Below are 26,471 nucleotides of genomic sequence, written 5' to 3'. Positions count from 1 at the left end.
GTCATTCCCAGCCCACCAAGGACTCCGTCCCGTTGATGCGAACGGCTCCGGTCCCGTTGGCGGAGCGAGATCCACGGTCGGGCATTGCCTCAAACAAAATCGAGTAGGCATCTTGTTTTTGCCCCGCCTCGAAAAGATAGCGTTGGGCAACACGAGCAGAGGCAGGCACGATGGCCACGCGCACCGGCGGATCTTCCAGCGATACCAAAGGCTGGGGATGAGACCAACGCCATCCCACCCAGCCCGCCCCTGCCAAGGCCACTACAGCCGCTGCCACCCGTCCCCAAGGGGTGCCCTTACGTTGCCGCCAGCCCAGGTCGAGCACCGGCCTCCGATCCAGCTCAGCGAACACACGGCTAATCAACAGCTCCGTCTGGGTGGAGTTCAAGGTTGGGGCCTTGAGATTGGCCAAACCGGCCTGCAGAGCTGCCAGTTGGCTGTACAGTTGCCGCGCCTGAGGATCGCTGGCCAGCCAATCTTCCACCTGCCGCGCCTCTTGAGACGACAATTCCCCATCCAAGTAGGCGCTCAACTGTTCAAAACGCTCATCCACCACCGGCAGCTCTTGCTGGGGATCCCTGGGGTCGGGGTTGGGGTTGCCGCGAACCATGGTCATTCACCATTAAGGTAGGGTTTTAGGGTGGATTGTAGGCGGGCGCGGGCGCGCGCAATGCGAGACTTAACAGTGCCCAAAGACACCCCTGTGATCTCGGCAATTTCCTCATAAGCCATCCCCTGAATTTCCCGCAGCAGGATTGTCTGGCGAAAGGCCTGCGGCAAGTCGCGGACGGCTTGGTGCAATCGCTCGTAGAACTCGCAGGTGGCGAGGTGCTCATGGGGACTGGGGCTCTCGCTGGGCAGCTCCCATTCCATCTCGCTATCCCGCATCTGAATCGGCGCATCCAGAGAAAGGGGCTGCTGCTGTCGTTTGCGCTTGCGCAGCTCGTCGTAAAACAGGTTGGTGGCGATCCGCCCCAGCCAGCTGCGAAATTTTGCCGGCTCCTGTAGGCGTTTCAGGTGGCGGTAGGCCCGGATCCAAACTTCCTGGGCCAAATCATGCCGGTCGTGCCAGTCGGGAGCAAGATGGTAGAGCACCTTGTCCACATGGGCCTGATGGCGACGCATCAGCTCGGCAAAAGCCTCCCGATGGGGCTGGGATCCCTGCTGACAGATCAGCACCAGATCCACATCAGCGAGCTTTTCGGGCCGCACAGGCACGTTCTTCACCAAGACCGACCAGCGCTGGCCACTGATGTCGCTGAGGGCAGCATCCATAGGCATCCATAAGTTCTAACAACAACAGCGGAGGGATCCCCTCCCAGACAGAACCTCTGTTGCCCAGACGAAATGGCAGAGTTTGGGTTCCCCCCACCCTCAAACCGAGGGTAGCTCCAGAGGCTCTGAGGGCCGTACCGGCAAGACCGCCTCCTCATTGGATCTTGGCGCACATGGCGGGGTGGTGGATTGCAGGATAGCTCTTGAGTTGGTAACTGGGCTACAGTGGGCTTGCGGTATGGTGAAACGTCCGACCCGCCATGGCTTCCGATGCTCCTGTTGCCCTTCTCTCCGAGCTCAAGGCGGTGCCAATGTTGGCCGAACTTTCGGCGACGTCCTTGCAATGGTTGGGATCCCAGGTCAAGCTGCGGGATATCCCGGCGGGACAGGCCCTCTTCATGCAAGATGCCTGGGGCAGCGTAGTTTATCTGATCCTCGCCGGCTGGGCTAAGGTGCGGCGGGCTTTGCGGGCGCAAGACAGCACCAAAACCCTTGCCTTGCTGGGGCCGGGCGCTTGGGTGGGGGAAATGGCGGTACTGGACGAAGCTCCCCGCTCGCGAGATGTGCTGGCCCTAACCCCGCTGCGGGTGGCCGGGATCCCGGCGGCAACCTTCAAAGCACTGATGCTGCAGGAGCCGCAACTGTGTTACCAGCTGGCCTGCAGCCTCTCCCGTCGCCTGCGCCTGGCCAACTTGCAGGCGGATCTTGACCAGCAGAGCCCCCCGCTGCGAGTGGTGCATACGCTGGTGCAACTGGCGGAAGCTTTTGGCGAGAAGACCCCCCAGGGGATGCGCATTGTCTACCCTCCCCCCCAGGATTTGGCCGATATCAGCCAAGTTAGCCGGGAGACAGCCCTGGCGGTACTGAGCCGTCTGCAGCAGCAGGGGGTTATTCAGCCGCTGCCGGAGCAACAGTCTTTGCTGCTGATCCAGTACGCCAAACTGCTGGAGGCCACCCGTCTGCTTTAGATATTGAAGATATTGACCCATGTCTCCCCAACCGATTTCTCCCCATCCAGGACAAGAATCTGTCTGGGACTATCCGCGCCCACCTCGTCTGGAGCCCACCACAGAACTGGTGGAAGTTCTCTTCAATGGCGAGCTCATTGCCCAAAGCCGCCGTTGCTACCGCGTCCTGGAAACCAGCCACCCGCCCACCTACTACATTCCCCCCACCGACGTTCGACTGCAGTATCTCCGCCCCAGCTCTCGCACCTCTTTCTGTGAGTTCAAAGGGGCTGCCTGCTACTGGACAGTTCAGGTCGGATCCCAAACAGCCGTAGATGCCGCCTGGAGCTATCCGGATCCCAGCCCGGCGTTTTTGCCCATCCGCGACTACCTTGCCTTTTATCCAGGCCGTGTGCAGGAGTGCCGGGTAGGTGGAGAACGAGTCCGGCCTCAACCCGGAGATTTCTACGGCGGTTGGATCACCTCAAAGGTCGTAGGCCCTTTCAAAGGAGAGCCGGGTAGCTGGAACTGGTAGGGGCGGAGCAGCGATTCCCGAGGGGGGATCCCTTTTACCCACGAAAAGGACTACAGTTAAGTCGATGCGGGTAAGTTGTCCAAGGACTCCGTCCCGCTGGCACGAACAGGAGAGCGCGGACAAAAACCATGACGGTGCGGGTGCCCCTCGACTATTATCGGGTTTTGATGCTGTCGGCACGGGCAGATGAGCATCAGATTGAACAGGCATACCGGGAGCGGATCGATCTCAAGCCGGGCGAGCGCTCCTGGCTGTCGGGGTTCTCGCCACAGGCTGTGGAAGCTCGCGCCCAGATGATCCAAGAGGCGGCTTCTGTGCTGCTGAACCCTGAGGCACGACGAAACTACGACGAACACCTCATGCCAACGGATCCCACCTTGACGGTGGAGGAGGCGCACCTACCGGGAGTGCTGTGCTTGTATTGCGAAGCCGGAGAGTACCAGGCTGCGTTGGACTTGGCTCAACACCTGTTGGAGCAGGGCCACCCTGCTCGTTCCGATGCCATTTTGGCGCGGGCCATCGCTCGTCTGGAACTGGGTCGAGAAGCCTGGCAACAGGGATCCTATGAAGAGGCGGCGCGTTCCCTACAGGCGGGCTTGGCGGAGCTGGAGGAGTATCAGGCCTTTCCGCAGATGCAAGCGGAGATCCGTATCGATTTGGGCAAGCTGCGTCCCTATCGCATTTTGCAACTCCTCAGCCACGAGGCCCATGCTCCCGCCCCAGCCGGAAGAGAGACTCTTGTGCTCCGCACCGCTGATGCGAATGGGGAGCGGCAGCAGGGACTGGCTCTCCTCAAAGCCATGCTGGACGAACGGGGCGGCATCGAGGGGATGGGGCAAGATGGCTCTGGCCTCAGCACCGAAGATTTCCTGCGCTTTATCCAACGGGTACGTCGCCACCTCACCCTCAAAGAACAGCAGGAGTTGTTCGAGCGGGAGGCTGAGCGTCCCTCGATGGTGGCCGCCTACTTGGCCGTGCAGGTGTTGCTGGCGGCAGGTTATCTGGAAAACCGCCCGGCTCTGGTGCGGCGTGCTCGCGGCTACCTGGCTCGTCTGGCGCAGCGGCAGGATGTGCATCTGGAGCAGGCCATCTGTAGTCTGTTGCTGGGGCAGACCGAAGACGCGCTCGCCCATCTGCGCTCCACCCAAGAAGTAGAGGCCTTGCAGTTTATCGAAGAACACTCCGCCGGTTCTCCCGACCATCTGCCGGGTCTGTGCCGCTTCACAGAAAAATGGTTTCAGGAGGAGGTGTTCCCGGAGTTCCGCGGTCTGGAAGCCGCCCAAGTGACGTTGCAAGCCTACTTCGACAACCCCCAAGTACAAGCTTACCTGGACGAAATGCCCAGCCGCGAAGACCCGCCGGCAGGGATGCTCTCTCCCAGTGCTCCGCACCGCTGTCGCGAACAAGCCCCCCATCCCCCACCTCATTTGCCTGCCGTGGTGGGTCCTGAGCCAACCCAGGAATTGTATCGCCCACCCGCCCCTTGGCAACAGGGGGTGCCAGAACCCCCGCGCCTCTCGGATTTGCCCTCTTACCGCAGCACCCCCAAGGCGGGCGTCTCTGCTCTTGCGGATGAGAGTTCTAGTGCTCCGCACCGCTGTCGCGAACGCGCCCAAGACCGTTCCCCTCAGGGGGACGGAGTCCAGGGCCTAAGGTCCGCTGGCGCGATCGGTTTGCAGGATGTGGAGCGTTACCGCCGCAGCCGCTTGGGATCCCGTAAGCGTCCTGCCCTTCCCGCCGTGGGCTTCGCACCGCTGACGCGAGTGGCCGGGGTAGTTGGTGTGGGCATTCTCTCCCTGCTGGTCATCTGGCAAATGCTGCGGGGCCTCTTCACGCCGCCGCCGGCACCACCGCTGGAGCAACCCCAGGTGCAAATTGAGCAGCCGCCGGTTGACATATCGCTACGCGACGCCTCCGCGAACGACAATCCCGGCCAGACAGAACCCGCTCCCCCGCCTGAGCTAACTGGCCCTCTGGCGGAGTGGCAAGGAGTACAACAGGTGCGGGTGGTCTCCAACGATGGCCTCAACATTCGCCAGCAACCCAGCCTGACGGGAGCCATTGTCGGGACAGCCCCACGCCAAGCCCTGCTGCGGGTGGTGGAGGTGCAGGCTGGGGAGGGACAGGTGCCCGTCTGGCTGCGCATCGAGCGAGATGGCGCGCCCGGGGGATGGGTCGCCGCCCAGTCGGGCTCCACCCGTCTGGTGGAACGGCTCTAGCTCTGATACATTTACGCTGAACACTGCTGAACATCACTGTTCAACTATGCAGCGATAGCATCCTGTTTGTTTCCAAACAGAATGGCGGTATCCCGCAAAGCTTTGAGTAGAATACCCAAAGCGCAGTTTCCGTGTCGTCTTACTACCAATTTTCTGCTTTGCTTTGGCTACCATGTTGGCAGACTCGAAAGTAAACAGAAAGATCAACTGGTAGTAATCCGTACTGAACATATTATACATTATTTTCAGTATAGTTGAGCTTATTATTGACTAGAGTCATGCTCCCTTGCTGCCAGCTGTTATTGCTCCGCAACGCTGCTGCGACCGCGCTACGGGGACGGAGTTCTCGGTCCCGCCCTTTTAAGGGGTATAGTCTGCTTCCTTCTCAACTGTTGTGGATATTCTGCGGAATGCCCCGCTGGGGATTTATCTGGAAGAGCCTCGCACCTGGCTACATTGCCTGGATCCGCGGGTTAAGCTGGCCTGGCTGCTCAGCTTTCTCCTCAGCCCCATTTTGGCCGGCAATGGTTGGCGCTTGGCCGTGGTGGTGGCTCTTCTGCTGCTAACTGTGGCGGCCCGTCTGCCGCGCCGGGTTTGGTCGGGCCAACTCTCCCTGGTGCTGGCCCTGAGCCTGCTCACCTTTGGGATCACCAGCTTGGCGCCGGATGGATTGGGGGTTTTTCCCCAACCGCAACGGCAGGATATGCAGGTGGTGGGCTATGGGCTGACCGGGATCCCCGCTGTTCCCGTTAGCGGTGCAGGGCACTTCGACTTGGCCGTAGAACAGGGATCCCCAGACCGTGCCTGGCGGGAGCAAACCCGTGCTTGGCAAACCCCTTACCGCTACCGCCTTGTTCAATTTTCCCTGTTGGGGCGAACCTTTCAGGTCTCCCGCCGTTCTCTATCGGTGGCGCTGCGGCTGGGCACCCTCATTTTTACGTTGCTCTACGCCACCCATTTGTTTCTGTTGACCACGGCCCCCGAAGAAATTGCCGAGGGGATCGGCCAATGGTTGCAGCCTCTCAAGCGTTGGAGATGGCCGATTGCCGAAGTAATTCTCACCCTCACCTTGGCGCTGCGCTTTCTGCCTTTGGTGATGGAAGAGGTGCAAAACTTGGCGCGGGCGGTGCGAACTCGGGATGTGCGCTGGGGATCCCTAAGTTTCCGGGGCGGGATGCAAACCCTGCTGGCCTTGGTGGAGCGCTTTTTTGAAAACTTGCTCCTGCGTGCCGAACAGACGGCTATGGCAATGCAGGCCCGTGGGCTGACCGGCCCAGACCATCCCCTGCGCTGGCACCGCCTACAACTGCGGCGGCTGGATCGCGGCCTACTGTCTCTACTGCCCCTGTTTTGGCTGCTCAGAACCTTGTCCCCCTAAGGTGACCGGCAACACAGCTTTTTCCTACCCAGGGGGATGGGGCTCGTCGCTGCCCATCGGCAGGAGCAGCCGAGAGACACAACGCCCATCGGAAGAGAGGTAAAAGGAGAGCTGGCCCCCCATCCGCTGCACCACCCGTTGACACAGGCTGAGTTCCAGACCAGGACTTACCGATAGAGGCGACTTGAGCAGAGGATCCGCGTAGATCACCTGGTTCGGATCCAACTGAAGGGCGGCCATCAGGTGAGGGTCGAAGCTGCCCTGATCCACCACCAGCAGCTCTGCATAGCCAAAGGGCTCCGCATCGCTATCGCGAACGCTGGCTTGGCTCCACAGATCCAGCCGCCCCCCTTCCGGGCTGCGCAAAATAGCGGCTGTCAACACCTCCCAGAGCACCATCTCCAGTCGTTCGGGATCCCCCTGGACGGCAATGCTCATGTCCCCATGGGCCCGCGGCCATAACTTGCGTTTTTGGGTCAGGGCCTCCACTCGGCGTAGGCTTTTGCGCACCAAGGTTGCCAAGGGCACCGACCGCAACTGCGGCTGCACCTGCCAAGTTTCCGACTGCAACAACGGCCCTGTGGAGACGGTCAGATCCCGCAGCCCTCTGCCGATCTCCACCACCTTTTGCCAGCGGGTGGCTTCGTCTCCGGGAATCTCCGGCACCTGACCCAGGCGGCGCAGGCTGTCCAGAAGGGCATTCTGCATGTCCATCAGGCGGCGGTGTTTGTACCAGTTCAACTCCCTGAGCACCTCCTGCTGCTCTTGCAAAGTTTGCATCCAGAGCAAGCGCCGCAGCGTCCAGCCGCAGGTCTGGGCGATCAACATCACAGCCGCCCGCTCGTCGGGATCCCAAACCTTGCCCGCTTCTGCCCCCAAGATCAAAACTCCCAAAGCTCCCGCCTGCGAGGAGTTTGTCTCCCCCAGCGCCACCAGCAGCCAGGATCCCAGGCCGGCAGCAAAGTGCTCCGCACCGCTGACGCGACTGAGCCAAGTGCGGCTGGCAGGGGGGATCTGCTCCTGGGTGAGCGGCAGAGGTTCTGCCGACTGCAGCGCGTAGGCCAGTAGGGGATCTTGCAGGTCGATCTCGGTGGAGCCGGTCTCCGTCCCGGCAGCGGTAGTAAAAGGCCCCTGGAGCTGAGCCCGGCTCTCCCCCGGCTGCCAACTAACCATGAGCGCCAGAGGGATCCCCAGCAATTGGGCCGTCTGTCGAGTGGTAGTGGTGTACAGATCTGACAAGGTGGCCAAGTTTGGCAAGGTTGAACAAGTGGTGATCAGGCCCTTGAGCAATTGCTCTTGTCGTTGCCGGCGTTGTTCTGACCGAATTTGCCGCAGGATCACCCCCACCTGTTGGGCAATCCCCCGCAGCAGTTGCCGCTCTTCCCGGCTCCAGGCCCGTAGCTGGGGATGCAACACCAAGAGCAGCCCTTCCACAGGTGTGGTGGCGGTACCGCCGACCCCGGTGTGGGTCAGCATCAGGGAACGAACTCCTGCCAGTTCCTGCCGCCAAGAGAGCAGGCGCAGATCTTGGTCGTAGTTTTCTGCCACCACCACCTCGCTGCGCATGAGATCCTGCCAGTCCTGGTCGCTCAGAGGGCTGAACTGCTGCGGCAAAGTCTGCTTGCCCTGTTGCTCCGCGACGCTGCGGTACTCGTAGAAGAGGCGGGGGATGGGGCTGTCGGGATCCACCGTCAACACGGCCACTGCACCGACTTTCAGGCGCTGGGCCAGGCCGACAACGGCTTGCTGGAGAGCCTGTTGCAGCTCCGCCGGGTTGTAAAGCGAGCGGCCCACCTGTTGCACAAACTCTTGGTCATCGGCCAACTGGCGAATGCGGCGATCCAGATTTTCTATGGGGGCAGCCAAGGCCAACCCATTGGCGGCAGCAGCTACCAACTGTCGCTCAGCGGCTTGCCAGGTACGGGGCACATCCGATTGCACCCAGATGAACCCCAGCAGATCCTTTTCCAGCAAAATCGGGGCCGCCAAAACGGCCTGGGCCCGCAACTGCTGCATCAGCTTGGGGGGAACCTCAGAGCGAGTCGTCCCTGTGCCGCCCACCACCACCTGGCCATCGGCGAGGGTGTAGTACATGTCCCCCAATTCCCGCAGCGAAAGGCTGACCTCCCCTGTTGGCCCTGCTCCGACTTTAGCCCTTTTGGGAACAGGGGGCTGAGAGGACTCCGTCCCCCCGCTGTTGCCAACAGCTTTGGGGGCGCTTCCATGGGGGACGAATTGCCCCTGGCCGCGCTCGTGCCAATACACCTGAATGTGGACAGCGCCCAGAAAAGACTGTAACTCCTGCCTCACCAGGCTGACCCGTTCCTGCAGGGATCTCACCTGGCGCATCGCTGTTCCCAACCTCAGGAGTGGATCCTCAAGGCGCTTTTCGGTCTGCTGCTGCCAAGCGTTTTCCAACTCCTGCAGAGAGGCTGCCAACTGCCCCAGCAAAATCCCCAGGAGAGCCTTTTCGTCCTCATGGGTGGTAACCCCCCACATTTGGGATCCCAACATCAGGATCCCCAAGCAGCGCCGCCGTCCCACTGCCGTTCGCGACAGCGGGCCGTAGGCCGAGAAGGGATAAATGAAACAGCCCTGGATCCCGCCCAGTCGCCTGGCCTCCCGCTGCCAAATGCCCATGCGCGGTTCCTGAGAGAGGTCGGGCAGGCTGATCGGTCGCTGCTCGATCACCACCTGCTCCAGGATCTCCCCCGGCTGTAGAGGATGCACCGCCCGCAGTAGGGTTTGATCCTCAAGAAGGGTCACTCCCCCCTGACCCACCAACTGGTGATTTGGATAGTCGTAAAAGGCCAGCCAGATCAGCGGCGCCCCAAACGCCGCCTTGACATACTCCAGCGTGAGCTGAACGAGGGTGTTGGCATCGCTCTGCTCCCGCATCTGCTGCAAGGTTGCTTGCAGGGCCACCAGGGGAGATATTGGCCCAGCTCTATCGGAATGAGGGGGAACAGACTGAACCATACCTGTGTGGAGCTATTCTGCGGGTTCCTCTGCAAGTCAATGCCCTCTCAGCCAGATCTCCGTCGGATCTGAGCCTTATTTGTTGCTGGGCAACGCTGAGGCAACAGGTGAGAAGAAGAGAGCCCGGACTTGTTGCTGTTTGGAACAACTTTGGCATACTCTCCGCCCCAAGGGGCAGGGATTCTCGACGTCGGGCGTTCGCCCCATCCTCGACGCAGTGAAAGATTTGGTTTTCATCTCTCACCCAGCCCCAGTGTAGTCTGTCTGCAGCCGTCCTTCATGGCTTCCTAACTTCCCTGGGGTTGGTCGCGGAACGCTTGGAGCATGACTCTAGTCAATAATAAGCTCAACTATACTGAAAATAATGTATAATATGTTCAGTACGGATTACTACCAGTTGATCTTTCTGTTTACTTTCGAGTCTGCCAACATGGTAGCCAAAGCAAAGCAGAAAATTGGTAGTAAGACGACACGGAAACTGCGCTTTGGGTATTCTACTCAAAGCTTTGCGGGATACCGCCATTCTGTTTGGAAACAAACAGAATGCTATCGCTGCATAGTTGAACAGTGATGTTCAGCAGTGTTCAGCGTAAATGTATCAGAGTGTCTCAATCTAGTTTGGAATGACTGTAATTTCAGGAAGGCTTCACCACTGGGATCCCTCGCAGCTTGTGAGTATGGGTCACCAAGCTCTGGACAAAGTGTTGAAAGCGCTGTTGTAGCTTCTCGTCTTTGAGATTGCCTTGCTCGTCAAAAGCGTTCCAAGCCCGACCGATGGCGATTTGCTCTGGGATCACCCAGCCATGCACCCAACGCACAATCAAGCGCATCTGGTTCAGGGTATTGCTGTTGCTCTCGCCGCCCAAAACGCTGATTAACCCAAAGACCTTACCCTCCAGTTGCTCAAAACTCAACAGATCCAGTGCATTTTTCAGGCTGCCGCTGATGCCGCCGTGGTACTCCGGGCTGGCTAGGATGATCCCATCCGCCCGCTTCATGGTTGCTCGTAGGACTGCCACATCGGGATAATCTGCATAGGATTCCGAGCCATCCACAAAGGGCAACTTCATCTGCCGCAGATCGAGGATGTGCAACGGGATCCCCAACTTCTCAAACTCGCGCCGCGCCACCTCCAGCGCCTGGTACGTCAGGGAATTGGGCCGCAAGCTGCCCCCGATTGCCACGAAACGAGCCGCAGAGGTTTCAGCCATGGTGGTTTGAGGATTGCCAGTGAGGGCTTGTAGAGGAGACATGGGCCGGACTCCCGAGCAGACATCAGTTACGTTGCAAACAATCATAACTCATACCAACTTCGAGTTGTAAAGATTTCCTTAACTTTTCTGCTCCGCAACGCTAACACGTTTGCCGAAGGGTCGCGTAGCGATAGCAGCCGGATTCCTATCCAGAACTGGGGATCTGAATACCTCTCGGCAAAGGGATCCAAGGCCAACGGATCACCTGCAGCAGGTTGGAAAAATCATCCCGCCAGACGGGATCCCCGGCCTGGGGCAAAAGGGGCTGCCAGGGATCCAGTTCCTGCAGGACTCCAGAGTTTTGGGCCAAAGGGCTCCGCCCTGCTGAGGCGGTCGTCGAAGCGTCGCGCGGCGATAACAGCACCCAGTGGGAAGGGGCCAGCCCCGCCTGGCGTTGCTCAGGGGAGAGATCCCGGTGGTCTTGGTGCCAAGCGTGAAGCTGCAGGGATCCGGCCAGGCCAGCCAACAGCGGGGCCAGGTCGAGGTGGCGGTTGGTGATGTTGAAGAGCAGCCAGCCGTGGGGCTTGAGCTTGCTGAGGTAGAGGGCCAAAGCCTCTTGCGTGAGCAAATGCACCGGCACTGCGTCAGAGCTGAAGGCATCCATCACCATCAGGTCGTAGCTGCCCTCTGGGATCCCCTTGAGGCTGAGCCGGGCATCACCGAGGATGACCTGCACCTGCGCCCGTGCCTGAGCCCACCGGAGATAGGAAAAATAGCGGCTCGCCCAATCGACCACGGTGGGATCCAACTCGAAAAACGTCCACTCATCCCCTGGCTCGGCATAGGCGGCCAACGTGCCGATCCCCAGCCCCAATACGGCAATGGCGGGCATGGGATCCACAGTCTGGGCTCTGAACGCCGCAAACACCTGCCCAACCGGCCCAGACCGAGAAAAATAGGTCAGCGGCTCCAGCGCTTTTTCCGGATCCAAGTTTTGGCTGCCGTGTAGAGTGGTGCCGTGCAGAAGGCCACGAAAGGATCCCTGCTCAGTCCGGTACTCCACGATCCGGTTGAGGCCGAAGGCGCTGCGCTCGCTGTGGATCACCTGCAGTCCCGGCTGCAGCCAGGGTTGCCCCAGCAGCACAACCAACCCCGCCATTGCTCCCACCCAACCGACCTTGGCCTGCCAGCCAGGGGCTCCGCTCTGCTGCTGTGAACGGCTCTCCCCTGACACCAACAGCGCCAGCACCGCCCAGCCCAACGCCAAACCCACCCCAGCGCCCACCTGCAGCAACGCCTGCGGTTGAAAGTGCAACAGCAGCAAAGGCAGGAGCAGCCCCAGCCCCAGCCACAGGCCCACCCGCCCCCCCTGAGCCCCCAGCACTGCCAGCGACATCCCCAGCAACAGGGGATATTCCAGCACTGTCTCAAACACCTGCGGTGCCAAGAGAGCAGAGAACATTCCCCCTAAGCTCCCCCCCAAAGCCAGCCACAGGTAAAACTGCGTCAACTGCTCCACCGGCGGGCGACGGCAAGCCAACCGGCTGTGGCAGCCCCAGCTCACCAGCCCAAAGGTGGTCAGATGCAGCGGCAAAAGCAAAAAACCCGGCCTCACCCAGCCCAAGACCTGTGTCCCCACCGCCCCGCAGGCCAGAAGAGCTGTCGTTCCCAAAACCCCCTTATTGGGGTGGATCCCCCCGAAAGCCAGCATGAATGTCAGCAGATAGATCCCCAGGGGGATGGCCCACAACAGGGGCACCGCCGCCACGTCGGTGGTCAACAGAGTGGTGACCGCCACCAACAGGCCCGCCGGCAAAAAAGCCAGCCCCGCCCAGCGCCAACGCTCTCGCCAGGAAACAGCCCAATTCCCCAGAGCAGCGCTGGATCCCTGGGAATCCGCCCCACGTTCTTGTGGCTCGGCAACGCCGTTGCAACTGAGCAGCAGACCCACCCCGCTCAGCAGCACCAGGGCTGCCACCAGCGCGTAGGATCCCGTCCACAGGAGAGTTTGCCAAGCCAAAGACAGACGAGGCTCCAACACCAGCGGGTACCCCAGCAGCCCGCCCAAGCTGCCGGCATTGCTGGCCACATAGAGAAAATAGGGATCCAAAGCCTCCCGTTGCCCCGCGACCCCTCTTGCCGCCAACCCCCGTTGCAGCAACGGCGTCGTCGCCGACAGGAGAAACAGCGGCACCCCAGCTCCCAAAGTCAAGTTTGCCAACAGAGCGAGAGGGGGCCACCATCCTTCCGGTTGGCCGGGGATCCCCAGCTGAAAGGGCAGAAGCCTCAGCCCGACCAGCAGCAAGATCCCGTGGATCAGCACCCCCATCCTGGGATTGAGCCCGCGCCCCAGCCGGTCTGCCCACAGGTAGCCCAGCAGCAGGGTGGCCTGAAAAAAGGCCAGGCAGGTATTCCACACCAGGGGGGATCCCCCCCACAGCGGCAACAGCAACTTGCCCAGCAGCAACTGTCCCCAAAAGAGGCAAAAAGCGCTACCAAACAAGCTGAGGCCAACTAGCCAAACCAAAGCCGACCCACCGCAAAACCCTCAACTGCCAGTATTCCCCACTTTCTCCCGGAAGCTTGAGATGGGATGTTGTAGCCGCTTGGTGGTGCCCCTTGGGATCACCCAACTCAGAGGAAGGCCGATCCTTGTTCCTCGATTCAAGTGCGCCAACGGGTGGAAGGGGGCCACCCTCCGCCAGTACTCTCAGCTAGAAATCGCAGGAGCCCCGCACTGTACCCGTAGGGTCAGTGCCGGGAGGAATGCGAGGTTACAATAGAACCATGACCCAAGTCCTGACCGTCTCCTGCAAGCTCAAGGTAGCCCAGTCGCAAGCCGCCAAATTGGACGCGACTTTGGAGGCTTTTGGCCAAGCCTTGAATTGGGTCAACCAGAACACGCCGGAGAAGATCGTCAACGCGGTCAAGCTGCAATCCCTTTGCTACTACGAGATTCGAGCCCGGTTTGGCTTGTCCAGTAACTTGGCAAGGACTACGTCCCGCTTACGCGACCAACAGGTGTGCAGACGGGTAGCGGGTTCCCGCAAAGTGGCTAAGCAGAAAAAGCGTCCCGTCAAGGAGTTTAAGAGCGGCTTTGTTACCTACGACGCTCGCATCTTTTCGTTCCGTCAAAAAGACTGGACGGTGTCGCTGACCACGGTGGAAGGGAGAGAACGCTTTGAACTGGCCATTGGCAACTACCAGCGTGGGATGCTGGCTGGTTCCAACCCCAAATCTGCCACCCTGGTCAAGCGCAAAGATGGCTCCTACTACATCCAGATTTGCGTAGAGAAAAAGCCACCCAAGCAACAAGATACCGACAAGGTGATCGGGGTGGACTTGGGAAGGACAGATATTGCCCATACATCGGAAGGAGATAACTGGAATGGACAGCAGTTGAACAGAGTCCGAGAGCGCTACTCCCGGTTGAGGGCGGTACTCCAACGCAAAGCCAGTAAGGGCACACGCAGTTCGCGGCGCAGATGCAGAGAACTGTTGCAACGGCTGTCTGGCAAGGAGAGACGCTTTCAAACGTGGGTCAATCATCGCATCTCCAAAGCTATTGTCTCTAGGGCAAAGACCACAAACAGCGCTATTGCCCTGGAAGACCTGACAGGGATCCGGGAAAGGGTCAATCAACAGCCGCGCAACAAGGCCGAACGGCGCAGAACCAACAGTTGGGCGTTCTACCAGCTACGCCAGTTTCTGGAATACAAGGCGAGAGTTGCAGGGGTTTCTCTGGTTCTTGTGCCGCCTGCCTACACGTCGCAGACCTGTCACAAGTGTTTACACATCCATCCCGATCCTGCGCAATCCTACCGCAGTGGTAAGTCGTTTAAGTGTGGGCACTGTGGATGGGAAGGAGATGCGGACTTGAATGGTGCAAACGTAATTGCGCTCTTGGGGGCTGCCGTAAACCAGCCTAGAGGTTCGGGCCTGTTTTGTTCTCTGGTAGAGCAGAGCAGGCTCAGGGCTACTGAAAGCCCGCTCCGTACCGCTTAGCGGTCGGAGCCGGGTAGTTTACTTGCCCCGATCACAAGAACTTTGTCCCGCTGTCGCGAACGGTTAGGATCGCAACGCTGACTCAAACCTACACTGCACCCCCATGTTGCCATGCAGCGCCAACGCGAACACAGAGCATCGCTGGCTCTGGCGTGACCAGCCCATTCGCTACCAACAGTCGGGATCCACAGGCCCAGCCGTGTTGCTCATCCATGGCTTTGGGGCCAGCAGCGACCATTGGCGGAAAAATTTGCCGGAGCTGGGGCAGCACTGTCAGGTGTATGCGGTCGATTTGTTGGGGTTTGGGGGATCCGCCAAGCCCCTGCCGGGATCCCCTTTGCCCTACACCTTTGAGACCTGGGGATCCCTGGTGGCAGACTTTGTCCGAGAGGTGGTGGGCCAGCCAGTCTATCTGGTGGGCAACTCGATTGGCTGCATTGTGGCTTTGCAGGCGGCGGTTCTGGATCCGGCCCAGGTTTTAGGGGTAGCGATGTTGGATCCCTCGCTGCGGCTGTTGCACGAGCGGAAACGGGGCCAGGTCTCCTGGCTGCGCCGCCGGTTCACCCCTTTGCTGCAATCCCTGCTGGGGTGGCCCCCCTTTGGTCGTTTCTTCTTTGCTCAGGTGGCCCAGGCTAGGGCCATTCGCAATATCCTCCTCCAAGCCTACGGGCGCAAAGAAGCGGTTACCGAGGAGCTGATCCAGCTTTTGCTCAAACCCGCTTTGGAGCCGGGGGCGGCAGAGGTCTTTTTGGCCTTTGTGCGCTATTCTCAGGGGCCTTTGGCTGAAGATCTCTTGCCTCAGCTCACCTGTCCCGTCTTGATCTTGTGGGGGGAAGCGGATCCCTGGGAACCCATTGCTCTGGGGCGGGCCCTGGCAGAGTTTCCTTGCGTGGTGGGGTTCATCCCATTGCCGGGGGTCGGCCATTGCCCCCAGGATGAAGCCCCCGAGCTGGTCAACCCGCTGCTGTTGGACTGGATCCGGGATCCCACCCGAAAACCTGAGAAAGGACTCCATTCTCTCCCCCCAGAAGAGGGGAGCTAGGAAGCGGCGCAGCAAGAGCTTCCCTGGGCTCAAGGATGGCGCGGGCTGCCCTTGGAATTCTCATAATCTACGCCCGACCAAGGTGCTCCAGTTGATCCAGGTTGGGGCCCCTCAGCCGGAATGCATGGCCAAACCCCTGGATGAAGCTACCAGTTTTGGGGACGATCTGACAGAAGTGAAAATCCGCCAAGCCCAGGATCATCTCGGCAATCTCGTACTTGGCGCGATAGAGGGCCTCAAACCCCTGCGCTTGCGCCTCTTCGCGGCTGAGAAACTGGGCTTCTCCGCTCACCATCACCCGCGACAGGGCATGGTTACTGCGGGGATCCCCTGGGGTGGGCGGCTCGTGGATGAGTAGCGCGGCCCGGGGATCCGCCCGCAAAGCCTGGGTGTGGGCAGAAAGATCGCTGATGACAATGGCAAAGCGCAAGGGATCCCGCTGCACCACAAAAGGCACCAACGACACCGCCGGGGATCCCTGCTCCAGCACCGCCAAGCTGGCCACCGGCTGGCCATCCAGCAGCATATTTAACTGTTCCAGCACCGACATGGTTGTCCTCCAGTCCCCTTGCTATTATCAGCTCCCCTGTACTGGGACAAGAGCCACAACCCTGCTTACAGGCTGTTCCTGGCCTGGTTGAACTCTGCCCGGCAGCTCGGAGCGTTGGGCATTAACGTTGTAAATAAAACTTTACAATCCTACGCAAAGCGAGCTACGCTGGGAAAGAAAGCACGAGGAGAACCCTATGACCCGATATCGCTCCGTCGTCGTCGAAGAAGGCGGTCGGCTGAACAACTACGCCATTGAGCCAGAAATGTATGTGGATAGCACCCCCCGCGTGGGCTTCACCGACTATGCAGAGCGCTTGAACGGGCGCTTGGCAATGATCGGCTTTGTTGCCCTGATCCTGTTTGAAGCTCTGTCTGGTACCACCCTGATTGGCTGGCTGCAGTCCCTGGGCCGATAAGCCAAAGAACGCTTCCTAGGAAGAGGGCTGTCTCTAATCGCCGATTGACTGTTCGCGATAGTGGGACGGAGTCCTCACTTTGTTGCACAATTCTCTACAACCTGATGTGCAAACGCTAGGCAGTTGTGCGAGTGTGCAGGGAGCGGGTGGTTAGGTTTATGTTTCTAGACCCCAGCTACCGTTTGAAATGTACCCCAAGCTCTGGGGGAAGTGACATACTCCCATCACTGACCCTACGGGTACAGTGTGGGCTTCTCGCTTCATTGGGGAGCCTACGCAAGAACCCTCTGCGAGCAGACACGGGATGTCCCACCGCGTAGCTGCACCAGATTCCGGCAAAAGCCGTTTTGTGCAACTACTCTCACCATACACCATGTGGGGGTATCTGTATCCCGACACTGACGCTACGGGTACAGTGCGGGGCTTAGCTAACCCCACACCCCGACAAGCTAACGCCTGTGGAGACTCCTCTGGCGGGGTGGTAGGTCTAAAACCTACCGCTAGTCAAGGGTTGCTGAAGCAGGAAGAAAGCAACAGCGCTGAGCAAAAATCTGTTCTGTTCAGTGCTGTGTAGGTCTTTCAGAGCGGCATCTCCCAGTGCAGCTCGACATGGGTATGGCCTTCCGGGGTGCGGGTGCGGTGCCAAGATCCCTTGGGTAGATAGCGGGCGATGGTGTTCATGGCCTTGCTGCCGTAGCCGCCGCTGAGGCCGGGAGCGTACTCGATACCATCGTTGACCACGGAAAGGCAGCAGTGGCGCTCCGTTTGGGCCAGCGACACCTTGACAAAGGAAGCATTGCCTTTGGGGGGTTGTACATGGGCGATGACATTGCCGATGGCCTCCCGCAAAAAGCGCAAGATGTCTTCTCGCTGATCAAACCACTCGCCGGTGTTGGGCTCCTGCAGAGGTTGCAGTTGGCGCTCCACAGACAGCGTCAGGCTGCCCGCTTGGATCAGCTCGTCCAGATAGATCTCGATGCCGCGATGCAACCCCTCTCGCAAGCTGGGGGAGATGCGCAGCTTGGCGGCTAGGGTGCGCACATCGTTGAGCTGATTCCGGATCCCGCGTCCGATCCTCTCCAGTTGCTCGAGCAGGTGGTCGTAGACGGTGGGATCGGGAGCTTTTCCCTGGTGCTGCTGCCATTGCAAGCTCTCCAAGTTGTCCATCACCACCTTCAGCTCCTGCAGCTCGCGATCGTGAATGTCGGTGGCTACTCGGTAGAGCAGCTTGCGAGCCTGGTCAATGGCGGCCTCCTGTTCGGCTCGGCGCAGGCGCTCCAGTTCCTGTTGCTGGGCCAAGAGCCGTTCTTGATTCTCCACAATGACCAAAGTGAGCAGCAGGCTCACCCCCGTTAGCCCACTGGCCAGGGCCGGCAAGACGAGAGGCCAAACCCAACGCCCCAGTAGAAACTGGGCCACAGCCCACCCTTCGTAAACGGCAAGCCCCACCACAGGCCGCAGGAGAAACTGCTGTTGCTTCCAGCCCCAAGGGCTCAAAAGTGCTCCGCACCGCTGACGCGAACGTAGGGGGGGACGATAAAGCACCAAAAGCAGTCCCGTTCCCACTCCCAGCAGCAAGACCACCGCAACCGCCACCCCCCCCGGCACGGATTGGTAGACCTCCCCGGTGAGCAGGCTGGAGAGGACTTGCGCCTGCAGCTCCACCGCCGCAATCTGGGATCCATCCGCAGTCCGCACTGGGAAGGTTTCGGGGTAGCCGCCCACAAAACCCACCAGGACAATTTTGTCCCGCAATTGGTCGGCAACTTCGGGATCGAGGGGAGGGATCCCTTCTTGGCCGCGGCAGGCTTGGCTGGGGTTGATCATCGGGGCAACAGACCCGGATCCTGCCTGGAGAACAGCTGGAGGGCAAACCCGTTCGATGGGGATGATGGGGATCCCGTGCTGGGATCCGAGGGGGTTGAATTGGATCGGCTGCAACCCCCGCTCGCGAAACCAGCGGCTGGCCCGCTCCGGGTCGTATTTGGCAAAAGCCAGAGCCTCGACCGAGGCGAACATCTGCTCCTCTTGGCTGTCGCGGCGCAGGTAGAGCCCCCGCAACTGGGCCTGGCGCAGGATCCCGGCACTGTCTACCCGATGTTGCACCACCCCCTGCACATGCTCTGGCGGCACCAGGTACTCCAGCCGCAGAGAAGAGAAGGGCAGAAAATGGTTGTAGATGTTAATCTCGGAGCGGCCAAAGCTCTCGCTGCTGCGGGTGGCCAAGACCAAGCGATCTGGGTAGCGCTGCACCACCTGACGCAGAGGGGCATCTAAGTTCTCGTTGCCCAGGTTTTGAGGTACCACAAAGCTGCTGGGCAGGTTTAGCACCACCACCCTGGCCTCAGCTTCTTCCAGTAGACGCAACGTCAGGCCGGCGTAGTTGGCCCGTTCCAGAAGGAAGTCAACTTGATGTTGGCCAAGGTGCTCTGCACCACTGGTGCGGCCATTGCTTTCCCCCTGTCCGCTGTTCCCGTTAGCGGGAACGTGCTCCGCACCGCTGTCGCGATCGAGTCCTATACGACCATCAATGCCGACGATCACCACCTCGGGAGAAGGCTGCTGAGGGCCACGCCAAGCGTACAGCCACTCCTGGGCGTCGCTCTCCATCCGCACCAACAAAGGATGCTGAGCAGAAAGGTTAAGCAGAGCAGCCCAACCCAAGCCCCAAGCCAACGCCCAGCCCAGCCGTCGCCGGGAGGGGGACAGTCGAGCTGGAGAAGTATAGCCTTGGCCAACGAGAAAGGGAGGGACGGGATCCGGCATATTGCAAAGGGCTTTGCACCGCTGACGCGACCACACGAACGGCAGTGCAGACGCGAGCCAGCTAAAAAGCGCTCCGCACCGCTGTCGCGATGGAGTTTTCTCTGCCATTTTGGCCGCTGCCGGCGGCTGTCGAGGGGATCCCTGGCCCCCCCGTTGCTGGGGGAAAACCGCAGCCTCAGTGGTGATGGTTGCGCACCCGCGCTGCTTCCTCAGGGCTAATGCCGAGGCGAGTGAGGTTGATACGGCCTTTGTGATCGATGCTGCGCACCTTGACCACCACCTCATCTTCCACAGCCACCTCGTCTTCCACCCTGCCGACGCGGTACTCCGCCAGTTGCGAAATGTGGATCATGCCCTCTTTGCCGGGCAAAAACTCCACAAAAGCGCCGATGGGGATGATGCGGGTCACCTTGCCCAAATACACCTGCCCCTCTTCCACCCGCCGCACCAGATTTTCGATCATCGCCCGCGCCGCCTCCGCCTGGCCGCCCACCGAGGAAGACACGGTGATTGTGCCGTCGTCGCTGATGTCCACCTTGGCCCCTGTCGCTTCGGTGATGCCGCGCACGGTCTTGCCACCGGGGCCGATGATCTTGCCGATATCCTCGGGATCCACCTTGAACGTGAGCAGACGGGGAGCCGTTTTGGCCAACTGGGGTCGAGGCGCAGCAATCGTCTCCAGCATCTTGTCGAGGATGAACTCGCGTCCGGCCTTGGCTTGCCGGATGGCCTGTTCCACCACGTCAACGGTGATGCCGGTGATTTTCATGTCCATTTGCAGAGCGGTGATCCCCGCCCGCGTACCGGCCACCTTGAAGTCCATGTCGCCCAGAAAGTCCTCGATCCCCTGGATGTCGGTGAGGATGCGCACCTCATCCCCCTCCTTAATAAGGCCCATGGCCACCCCGCTGACCGGCGCTTTGATCGGCACCCCGGCATCCATCAGAGAAAGGGTAGAGCCACAGACGGATCCCATCGAGGTGGAGCCGTTGGAGGAGAGCACTTCCGACACCACCCTCACCACGTAGGGAAACTCCTCTTCCTTGGGCAGCACCGGCACCAAGGCCCGCTCCGCCAGCGCCCCATGACCAATCTCCCGCCGTCCCGGCGAGCGTGAAGGCCGCGTTTCTCCCACCGAAAAGCCCGGAAAATTGTAGTGGTGCATGTAGCGCTTCTCATCCACCGGGTGCAAGTCGTCCAGCTCCTGGGCATCGCCGGGCGTGCCGAGGGTAGTGATGGAAAGGACTTGGGTGAGGCCGCGATTGAACAAGGCACTGCCGTGAACCCTTGGGATCAAACCCACCCGGCAAGAGACCGGTCGCACCTCGTCCAGCTTGCGTCCATCTACCCGCACCCCCTCTTGCAGGATTTGCTGGCGCATCAGCTTCTTGAGCAGAGCCTTGAACTGGTTGTCCAACTCTTTGGGGTTTTCCAGAAGATAGAGCCGCAAGGGATCCCCCTCTGGCCGTTCCTGGATTTGGGCCTCCAGCTTGGCCTTGAGCTCCTCCAGTTGCTGTTCCCGGCTGGTCTTGTCCAAAAACTGCCTGAGAATGGAGCGAATGCCCTCCTGAGCCTGCTCTTCTACAAAGGCAATCAGCTCCTCGTTTTTGGGGGGAGGGGGCAGCTCTACCGGGGTGATGTTGAGATCCGCCAGGACTTGCTGTTGGGCTTTGAGCAGCTCCTGGATGGCCTCAAAACCAAACTCGATGGCCTCCACCACATCCTTTTCCGGCAGTTGGTTGGCCCCGGCTTCCACCATGATCACGCCATCGGCACAGCCGGCCACCACCAGATCCAGATCGCCCGCCTCAATTTCGGCATAGGTGGGGTTGAGGATAAATTCATCCTTGACCAAGCCCACCCGCACCGCCGCCACGGGGCCATTGAAGGGGATGCGAGCGCCGTGAATGGCTAACGAGGCTCCCAAAATACACAACACATCGGGCGGCACCGTATCGTCCACCGAGAGGGTGGTGGCCACCACCTGCACATCATCCCGCAGCCATTCCGGGAACAACGGACGAATGGGTCGGTCTATTAAGCGAGAGATCAAAGTGGCCCGTTCCGGTGGCCGGCCTTCTCGCCGCAGATATCCCCCTGGGATCCGCCCCGCTGCGTAGAGGCGCTCTTCGTAATCGACCAACAAGGGCATAAAATCAACGCCAGGCCGGCCTGGCTGCCGTGTGGCGGTAACCAAAATCGAGGTTTCGCCCGAAGTCAGCCAAACCCCACACCCTGCCTGGGGGGCCATCAGCCCAATATTGATGTCAATTTCCCGCCCATAAAAGGAAATCGACCGAGTGTATTCTGCCATGTAACGCTTCGCCTTCTTTTTTTCTTGCCGCTATCGTAGCATTCTCCTTTTGCTCCTTTTCAGCCCCCGCTGACCGGAGGGATCAGGACGACTTCGTCTCCCGCCGATAGGGGAGTGTCGGCAGCTACAAAATTGAGGTTGAGACCGAAGCGCGTTTGGGAGCGCCAAGGAGCCAAGCTGGGGTAGCGCTGGATCAGTTGATCGCACAGCTGCCCGACGGTGGTACCGGGGCTCACCTGCAGGCACATTTCAGTTTGTCCGATCACTTCTTGATAGATGGCAAAGAGCTTCAGCGTGATGGGAAAAAGCTCATCGGGGGCTGGATTTTGGGCAGCAACCATTGACAGTGCTCCCACCTGCTTTGAACGATCTTGTGGACAATCTTGGGCAATCTTTGGCCGGTTTGTCCACCAGAATCCTCTGCCCATCTCCTACTCATCAGGGATCCCTACAGCCACAGAAAAATCGGCTCCGGGGAAAAGATGCCGTCTTTCAGATTCCAGTGAACTGTTCTTCTGGCTCTGGCCGGGGATCCGGGGCAAGGCTAGGGTAGGCCAAAAGCTTGCTTGGCAGCCAACCGGCTTCTGTGCTGATGCTAGAGCCACTGACCCCCTCCCAAATCAGGGCCTACTTGGATCGGATTGGCTACGTTGGCCCCACCCAGCCCACCCTGCAAACCCTCCGCCAGATCCACCTAGCCCACCTGCTGCGGGTGCCGTTTGAAAATCTGGACATTCATCGGGGTCGTGCCATTCGCCTGGAGCGGGATTTCTTGTTCCAAAAAATCGTCCGAGAGCGGCGGGGCGGCTTTTGCTTTGAGCTGAACAGCCTGCTGGCCGCTGCCTTGCAGGGAATGGGGTTTTCGGTACACCTACTCTCAGGACAGGTGAGCCGGTCGGAGTCCGATGTCCGCTTTGGACCTGAGTGCAACCACTTGGCTGTGCAGGTGAACATCGGCGATGAAGCCTGGCTGGCAGATGTGGGGTATGGGGAGGCCTTTCGCGAGCCGTTGCGGCTGGGGGATCCCGGGATTCAAGCCCAGGCTGAAGGACGCTACCGCCTCACCCTTTGGCCAGGGGATCCCACTGCTTGCCGTTATTGGCTCATTCAGCAGGAACAGCCGGATCGCACCTGGAAAACTCTATTTCTTCTGGATCGGATCCCACGCTCCCTGCAGGAGTTCGAGCCCATGTGCCACTTTCACCAAACTTCGCCAGAATCGATGTTTACCCGGCTGCGCCTTTGCACCCTGGCCACTCCGACCGGACGGGTCACCCTCACCGCCCGCGCCAATGGCTCTTTTAAGTGGATCGAGACCACCCCAGAAGGCCGCTGGGAACGCCCTCTCAGGGATGAAAAAGAGTATGAACAACTGCTCGCCTGCGCCTTCGGGATCTGCCTTCCCCCATCTCCTGCCGCCGCTGGGGATCCGAGGGGAAAGGTTGCAAGACCCAAGCCCAATGACGTCTCAACAGAGCCCACCCAAATCTTCCCCAAACAAGGCTAGAACCCCTGCCAGTTAATGTCAAAATAGTAAGGCAATGTTTCGTTATCTCAGTAACCGTTATGGATGCTGCCGCGGTCGCCGGGTTTGATGGCCAAGCTTTGGATCATGTACTCATTTTCGACACCACCCTGCGAGACGGGGAGCAGTGCCCCGGCGCCACCCTCAACACCGAAGAAAAGCTGGCCATTGCCCGGCAGTTGGCCCGGCTGGGCGTCGATATCATCGAAGCGGGATTTGCCTATGCCAGCCCTGGTGACTTTGAGGCCGTGCAGAAGGTGGCCGAGCAGGTGGGAACCCCCGATGGCCCTGTGATTTGCAGCCTGGCCCGCGCCCTCAAGCCGGACATTGAGGCCGCCGCCGCCGCCCTAAAGCCTGCTGCCAAGCCCCGCATCCACACCTTCATCTCCACCTCCGACATTCACCTGAAGTATCAGTTGCGCAAAACCCGCGCTGAGGTGCTGCAAATTGCCGAAGAGATGGTGGCCTACGCCAAGTCCTTCGTGGAGGATGTGGAGTTTTCCATGATGGATGCCACCCGCTCTGACCCAGAGTTCCTATACCAGGTCGTCGAGGCGGCCATTCGGGCGGGGGCCAAAACCATCAACATCCCCGATACCGTCGGCTACGTCATGCCGGAGGAGTTCGGCCAACTGATCAAGGGCATCCGCGAAAATGTGCCCAACATCAAGCAAGCGATCCTTTCTGTGCACGGCCACGACGATCTGGGCGTCTCGGTGGCCAACTTCTTGGAAGCGATTAAGCAGGGCGCCCGTCAGGTGGAAGTGACGGTCAACGGCATTGGTGAGCGGGCCGGCAACACAGCCCTGGAAGAGTTGGTGATGGCCTTGCATGTGCGGCGCAGCTACTTCAACCCCTACTTCGGCCTGCCGGTGGACTCCGAGAAGCCCCTCACCCACATCAAAACTCAGGAGATCTATCGCACCTCGCGCCTCGTCTCCAACCTCACTGGCATGTTGGTGCAGCCCAACAAGGCTATCGTCGGCTCCAACGCCTTTGCCCACGAATCTGGCATCCACCAGGACGGCATGTTGAAGAACCGCCAGACCTATGAGATCATGGATGCACAGACCATCGGCCTGCAATCGAGCACCTTGGTGTTGGGCAAGCACTCGGGCCGCAACGCCTTTCGCAACCGCCTCAAAGAACTGGGGTTCGAGCTGTCGGAGCAGGATCTGAACAAGGCCTTCTTGCGCTTCAAAGAGCTGGCTGACAAGAAAAAAGAAATCTCCGACCTGGATCTGGAAGCGATTGTTAACGACGAAACTCGCCCGGTGCCCGAACTCTACCGCCTGGAGCATGTCCAAGTGGTGTGTGGCAATCGAGAGGCTCCCACTGCCACGGTGCGCCTGGTAACCCCGGAAGGGGAAGAGCGGGTGGACGCTGCCGTGGGCACAGGCCCGGTGGATGCGGTGTACAAGGCCATCAACCGCATTGTCAATATCCCCAACAAGTTAATCGAGTTTTCTGTCCAATCGGTTACTGCCGGCATCGACGCCATTGGGGAAGTCACCATCCGCCTGCGCCACGAAGACCGCATCTTTTCCGGCCATGCCGCCAACACCGACATCATCGTCGCTTCGGCCCAAGCCTACATGAATGCCCTCAACAAGCTCTACTCTGCGCTGCACGCGGCACGCTCGACGGCTGACCAGCGCGAGGCTGCTGCCCAGAAGATCTGAGGGAAGGGTTAGGGAATCCCAGTCGTTTCCAACAAAGCTGGGATCCTTCGCTGCTGACCCTCACCCCCAGCCCCTCTCCTCTTGGGGAAGAAGGGAGCCCACGCTCAACCTAACCCTGTTGCAAATGACCCTATGGGCTGGCCGAAGGGATCCCATCCGCAAACACCCGCCCGATCACTTCCTCGATGGGCGGGTCGGTTACCGTTAGATCCAGCACATCCAGCTCTGCCAAGAGCTTGGCCACCGTTTGGGTGAGCTGCTCCCGCTGCACCCACAGCCGCGCCTCACAGCTGCCCGGATCCCCGTCCGTGCGCACCTCTCCATAGAGCTGCAGTTGGGCAACAGGGCAAGGGCGAGCCAATTTCAACCTCACCTCTCGGTAGGGGGCAAAGCGCTCCAGCAATGCCTCGAGGTCGCCATCGTACATGAGCTGCCCCGCGTTGATGACCAGCACCCGTTGGCACAGCGCAGTAATATCGGCCATGTAATGGCTGGTCAACAGCACCGTTGCTCCATAGCGGCGGTTGTAGTCCCGCAGAAATTGCCGCACGCCGGCCTGGGCGTTGACATCCAACCCCAAGGTGGGCTCGTCCAAAAACAAGATCTGCGGGCGGTGCAACAGAGCCGCCAACAGCTCCGCCTTCATCCGCTCCCCCAGCGAGAGCTTGCGCACCGGTTGCTTCAGCTTGCTTTCTAGGTCGAGCAGCTCTGCCAGCTCCCCCACCCGCTCCCGAAACTCCTTCTCAGGGATCTCGTAAACGGCAGCGTTGATGCGCAGAGAGTCCATTGCCGGCAGATCCCAAATGAGCTGCTGCTTCTGTCCCATCACCAGGGTGATCTGCCGCAAAAACGCCGGCTCCCGGCGGTAAGGCACATGGCCGACCACCTGCACCGTGCCGCCGGACGGATAGATCAAACCGGTCAACATCTTGAGGGTCGTGGTCTTGCCCGCCCCGTTGGGCCCCAAGAATCCCACCATCTCCCCCGGCTGAACTTGAAAGCTCACGGACTGCACCGCCGGGATGTGGCGATAGGTGCGGCGAAAAAAGTGGCGCAGGGTGCCAACCACTCCGGGATCCTTGACGGCCACCGGGTAAACCTTGCTCAGGTTGTGGGCAGCGATGATTGGCTCCAACCGGGTCGGCACATCAGGCAACATCTACCCCCACCCCTACAAAACGGCCAGATCCGCTACCCCAACCCCAAGAACAGAGCTTCCAGAGCTGGGCATACCGGATCTGCAGAGGGCTATTTCTCAGTATCCGAGGGAAAGCAACGAACGAATAGGGGAACTACAGCAGTCCTACGTCCATCCCAGGCTTACCCGTGGCCAGCTCCACCTTCAGGATGCGGCCACCCGATTTCTGGATGCGCTGCTGTTCCCGAAACCAGTTCTCATAGGGCACCAGCTTGGTGAAGTAGGTATTTTGCAGCTCCCGCTGGGTGCGAATTCGGGTTTGGCTGGGCACACAGGCCGTGATCTTGAACATGCGCATGATATGGGATCCCCGCTCAACAACAAAATGGGCTATCTTGACCAGCAAAACAGGCGACTCACCCCAGAAAGCTCGCGTACTTCAGCTAGCACACCAGATCCCTGTGGCAAATCGCCCGCCGTGCTCGTTGAAGAATGCACCTCCCCT

General features: G+C 60.0%; 20 protein-coding genes. 9 read left to right on the top strand and 11 right to left on the bottom strand.

Annotation, left to right across the window (positions count from 1 at the left end):
* Position 1: 1 nt before the first annotated feature.
* Together CYB_RS14075 and CYB_RS06935 are read right to left on the bottom strand one after the other, a co-directional pair.
* On the bottom strand, positions 2-610 hold the full coding sequence (locus CYB_RS14075; protein WP_187147222.1) for an anti-sigma factor family protein: 609 nt from the start codon (positions 608-610) through the stop codon (positions 2-4).
* 2 nt (positions 611-612) lie between these two features.
* Positions 613-1,275 carry a sigma-70 family RNA polymerase sigma factor gene (locus CYB_RS06935; protein ID WP_011433073.1) on the bottom strand — a complete coding sequence of 221 codons (663 nt, stop codon included), beginning with the start codon at positions 1,273-1,275 and terminating at the stop codon, positions 613-615.
* Between the two features lie 260 nt (positions 1,276-1,535).
* Here CYB_RS06935 and CYB_RS06930 point away from each other — a divergent pair, with 260 nt between their 5' ends.
* The 4 genes from CYB_RS06930 (at position 1,536) to CYB_RS06915 (ending at position 6,354) form a co-directional block, all read left to right on the top strand.
* Entirely contained in the window at positions 1,536-2,243 is a 708-nt protein-coding gene (locus tag CYB_RS06930) for a Crp/Fnr family transcriptional regulator (protein WP_011433072.1), read from the top strand.
* A gap of 19 nt (positions 2,244-2,262) precedes the next feature.
* Positions 2,263-2,757 carry a DUF427 domain-containing protein gene (locus tag CYB_RS06925; protein WP_011433071.1) on the top strand — a complete coding sequence of 165 codons (495 nt, stop codon included), beginning with the start codon at positions 2,263-2,265 and terminating at the stop codon, positions 2,755-2,757.
* 128 nt (positions 2,758-2,885) lie between these two features.
* The gene (locus CYB_RS06920) at positions 2,886-4,976 is read left to right on the top strand and encodes an SH3 domain-containing protein (RefSeq protein ID WP_238376714.1); all 2,091 of its coding nucleotides are present in this window, start codon (positions 2,886-2,888) and stop codon (positions 4,974-4,976) included.
* A 394-nt stretch (positions 4,977-5,370) separates the two neighbouring features.
* Positions 5,371-6,354, top strand: a complete 984-nt coding sequence (locus CYB_RS06915; protein ID WP_011433069.1) for an energy-coupling factor transporter transmembrane component T family protein — start codon at positions 5,371-5,373, stop codon at positions 6,352-6,354.
* Between the two features lie 24 nt (positions 6,355-6,378).
* Here the strand turns inward: CYB_RS06915 and CYB_RS06910 are convergent, their stop codons facing one another.
* The 3 genes from CYB_RS06910 to CYB_RS06900 form a co-directional block, all read right to left on the bottom strand.
* Positions 6,379-9,333: a GAF domain-containing protein gene (locus CYB_RS06910; RefSeq protein WP_011433068.1), complete on the bottom strand. Its 2,955-nt coding sequence runs from the start codon at positions 9,331-9,333 to the stop codon at positions 6,379-6,381.
* Positions 9,334-9,968: 635 nt separating this feature from the next.
* Positions 9,969-10,586, bottom strand: a complete 618-nt coding sequence (locus CYB_RS06905; protein WP_255344535.1) for an NADPH-dependent FMN reductase — start codon at positions 10,584-10,586, stop codon at positions 9,969-9,971.
* Positions 10,587-10,731: 145 nt separating this feature from the next.
* Positions 10,732-13,053 carry a fused MFS/spermidine synthase gene (locus tag CYB_RS06900; protein WP_148202721.1) on the bottom strand — a complete coding sequence of 774 codons (2,322 nt, stop codon included), beginning with the start codon at positions 13,051-13,053 and terminating at the stop codon, positions 10,732-10,734.
* Between the two features lie 260 nt (positions 13,054-13,313).
* On the opposite strand from CYB_RS06900, the gene CYB_RS06895 reads away from it, so the two are divergent.
* Together CYB_RS06895 and CYB_RS06890 are read left to right on the top strand one after the other, a co-directional pair.
* Entirely contained in the window at positions 13,314-14,531 is a 1,218-nt protein-coding gene (locus tag CYB_RS06895; protein ID WP_011433065.1) for an RNA-guided endonuclease InsQ/TnpB family protein, read from the top strand.
* 103 nt (positions 14,532-14,634) lie between these two features.
* A complete protein-coding gene (locus CYB_RS06890; RefSeq protein WP_041436448.1) occupies positions 14,635-15,573 on the top strand; it encodes an alpha/beta fold hydrolase in 939 nt (312 codons plus the stop codon).
* A 67-nt stretch (positions 15,574-15,640) separates the two neighbouring features.
* Here the strand turns inward: CYB_RS06890 and CYB_RS06885 are convergent, their stop codons facing one another.
* On the bottom strand, positions 15,641-16,123 hold the full coding sequence (locus CYB_RS06885; RefSeq protein ID WP_011433063.1) for a pyridoxamine 5'-phosphate oxidase family protein: 483 nt from the start codon (positions 16,121-16,123) through the stop codon (positions 15,641-15,643).
* Between the two features lie 196 nt (positions 16,124-16,319).
* Between CYB_RS06885 and CYB_RS06880 the strand changes: the two genes are divergently transcribed.
* On the top strand, positions 16,320-16,541 hold the full coding sequence (locus CYB_RS06880; protein ID WP_011433062.1) for a high light inducible protein: 222 nt from the start codon (positions 16,320-16,322) through the stop codon (positions 16,539-16,541).
* A gap of 579 nt (positions 16,542-17,120) precedes the next feature.
* Here the strand turns inward: CYB_RS06880 and CYB_RS06875 are convergent.
* From CYB_RS06875 to CYB_RS06865, 3 genes are all read right to left on the bottom strand, one after another.
* Positions 17,121-19,307, bottom strand: coding sequence for a CHASE2 domain-containing protein (locus CYB_RS06875; protein ID WP_011433061.1), 2,187 nt, complete (start codon positions 19,305-19,307; stop codon positions 17,121-17,123).
* A 175-nt stretch (positions 19,308-19,482) separates the two neighbouring features.
* Entirely contained in the window at positions 19,483-21,621 is a 2,139-nt protein-coding gene (locus tag CYB_RS06870; RefSeq protein WP_011433060.1) for a polyribonucleotide nucleotidyltransferase, read from the bottom strand.
* Positions 21,622-21,680: 59 nt separating this feature from the next.
* On the bottom strand, positions 21,681-21,962 hold the full coding sequence (locus CYB_RS06865; protein WP_011433059.1) for a MoaD/ThiS family protein: 282 nt from the start codon (positions 21,960-21,962) through the stop codon (positions 21,681-21,683).
* A gap of 251 nt (positions 21,963-22,213) precedes the next feature.
* Here CYB_RS06865 and CYB_RS06860 point away from each other — a divergent pair, with 251 nt between their 5' ends.
* Together CYB_RS06860 and CYB_RS06855 are read left to right on the top strand one after the other, a co-directional pair.
* On the top strand, positions 22,214-23,128 hold the full coding sequence (locus tag CYB_RS06860; protein WP_011433058.1) for an arylamine N-acetyltransferase family protein: 915 nt from the start codon (positions 22,214-22,216) through the stop codon (positions 23,126-23,128).
* Positions 23,129-23,187: 59 nt separating this feature from the next.
* Entirely contained in the window at positions 23,188-24,828 is a 1,641-nt protein-coding gene (locus tag CYB_RS06855) for a 2-isopropylmalate synthase (protein ID WP_011433057.1), read from the top strand.
* 130 nt (positions 24,829-24,958) lie between these two features.
* Here the strand turns inward: CYB_RS06855 and CYB_RS06850 are convergent, their stop codons facing one another.
* Positions 24,959-25,987 carry an ABC transporter ATP-binding protein gene (locus tag CYB_RS06850; RefSeq protein WP_011433056.1) on the bottom strand — a complete coding sequence of 343 codons (1,029 nt, stop codon included), beginning with the start codon at positions 25,985-25,987 and terminating at the stop codon, positions 24,959-24,961.
* A 133-nt stretch (positions 25,988-26,120) separates the two neighbouring features.
* On the bottom strand, positions 26,121-26,324 hold the full coding sequence (locus CYB_RS06845) for a phycobilisome linker polypeptide (RefSeq protein ID WP_011433055.1): 204 nt from the start codon (positions 26,322-26,324) through the stop codon (positions 26,121-26,123).
* Positions 26,325-26,471 lie beyond the last annotated feature (147 nt).

It is taken from the genome of Synechococcus sp. JA-2-3B'a(2-13) (assembly GCF_000013225.1).
Classification (GTDB): Bacteria; Cyanobacteriota; Cyanobacteriia; order Thermostichales; family Thermostichaceae; genus Thermostichus.
The sequence above is the reverse complement of the archived record's forward strand: the minus strand, read 5'-3'. Positions and strand labels throughout refer to the sequence as shown.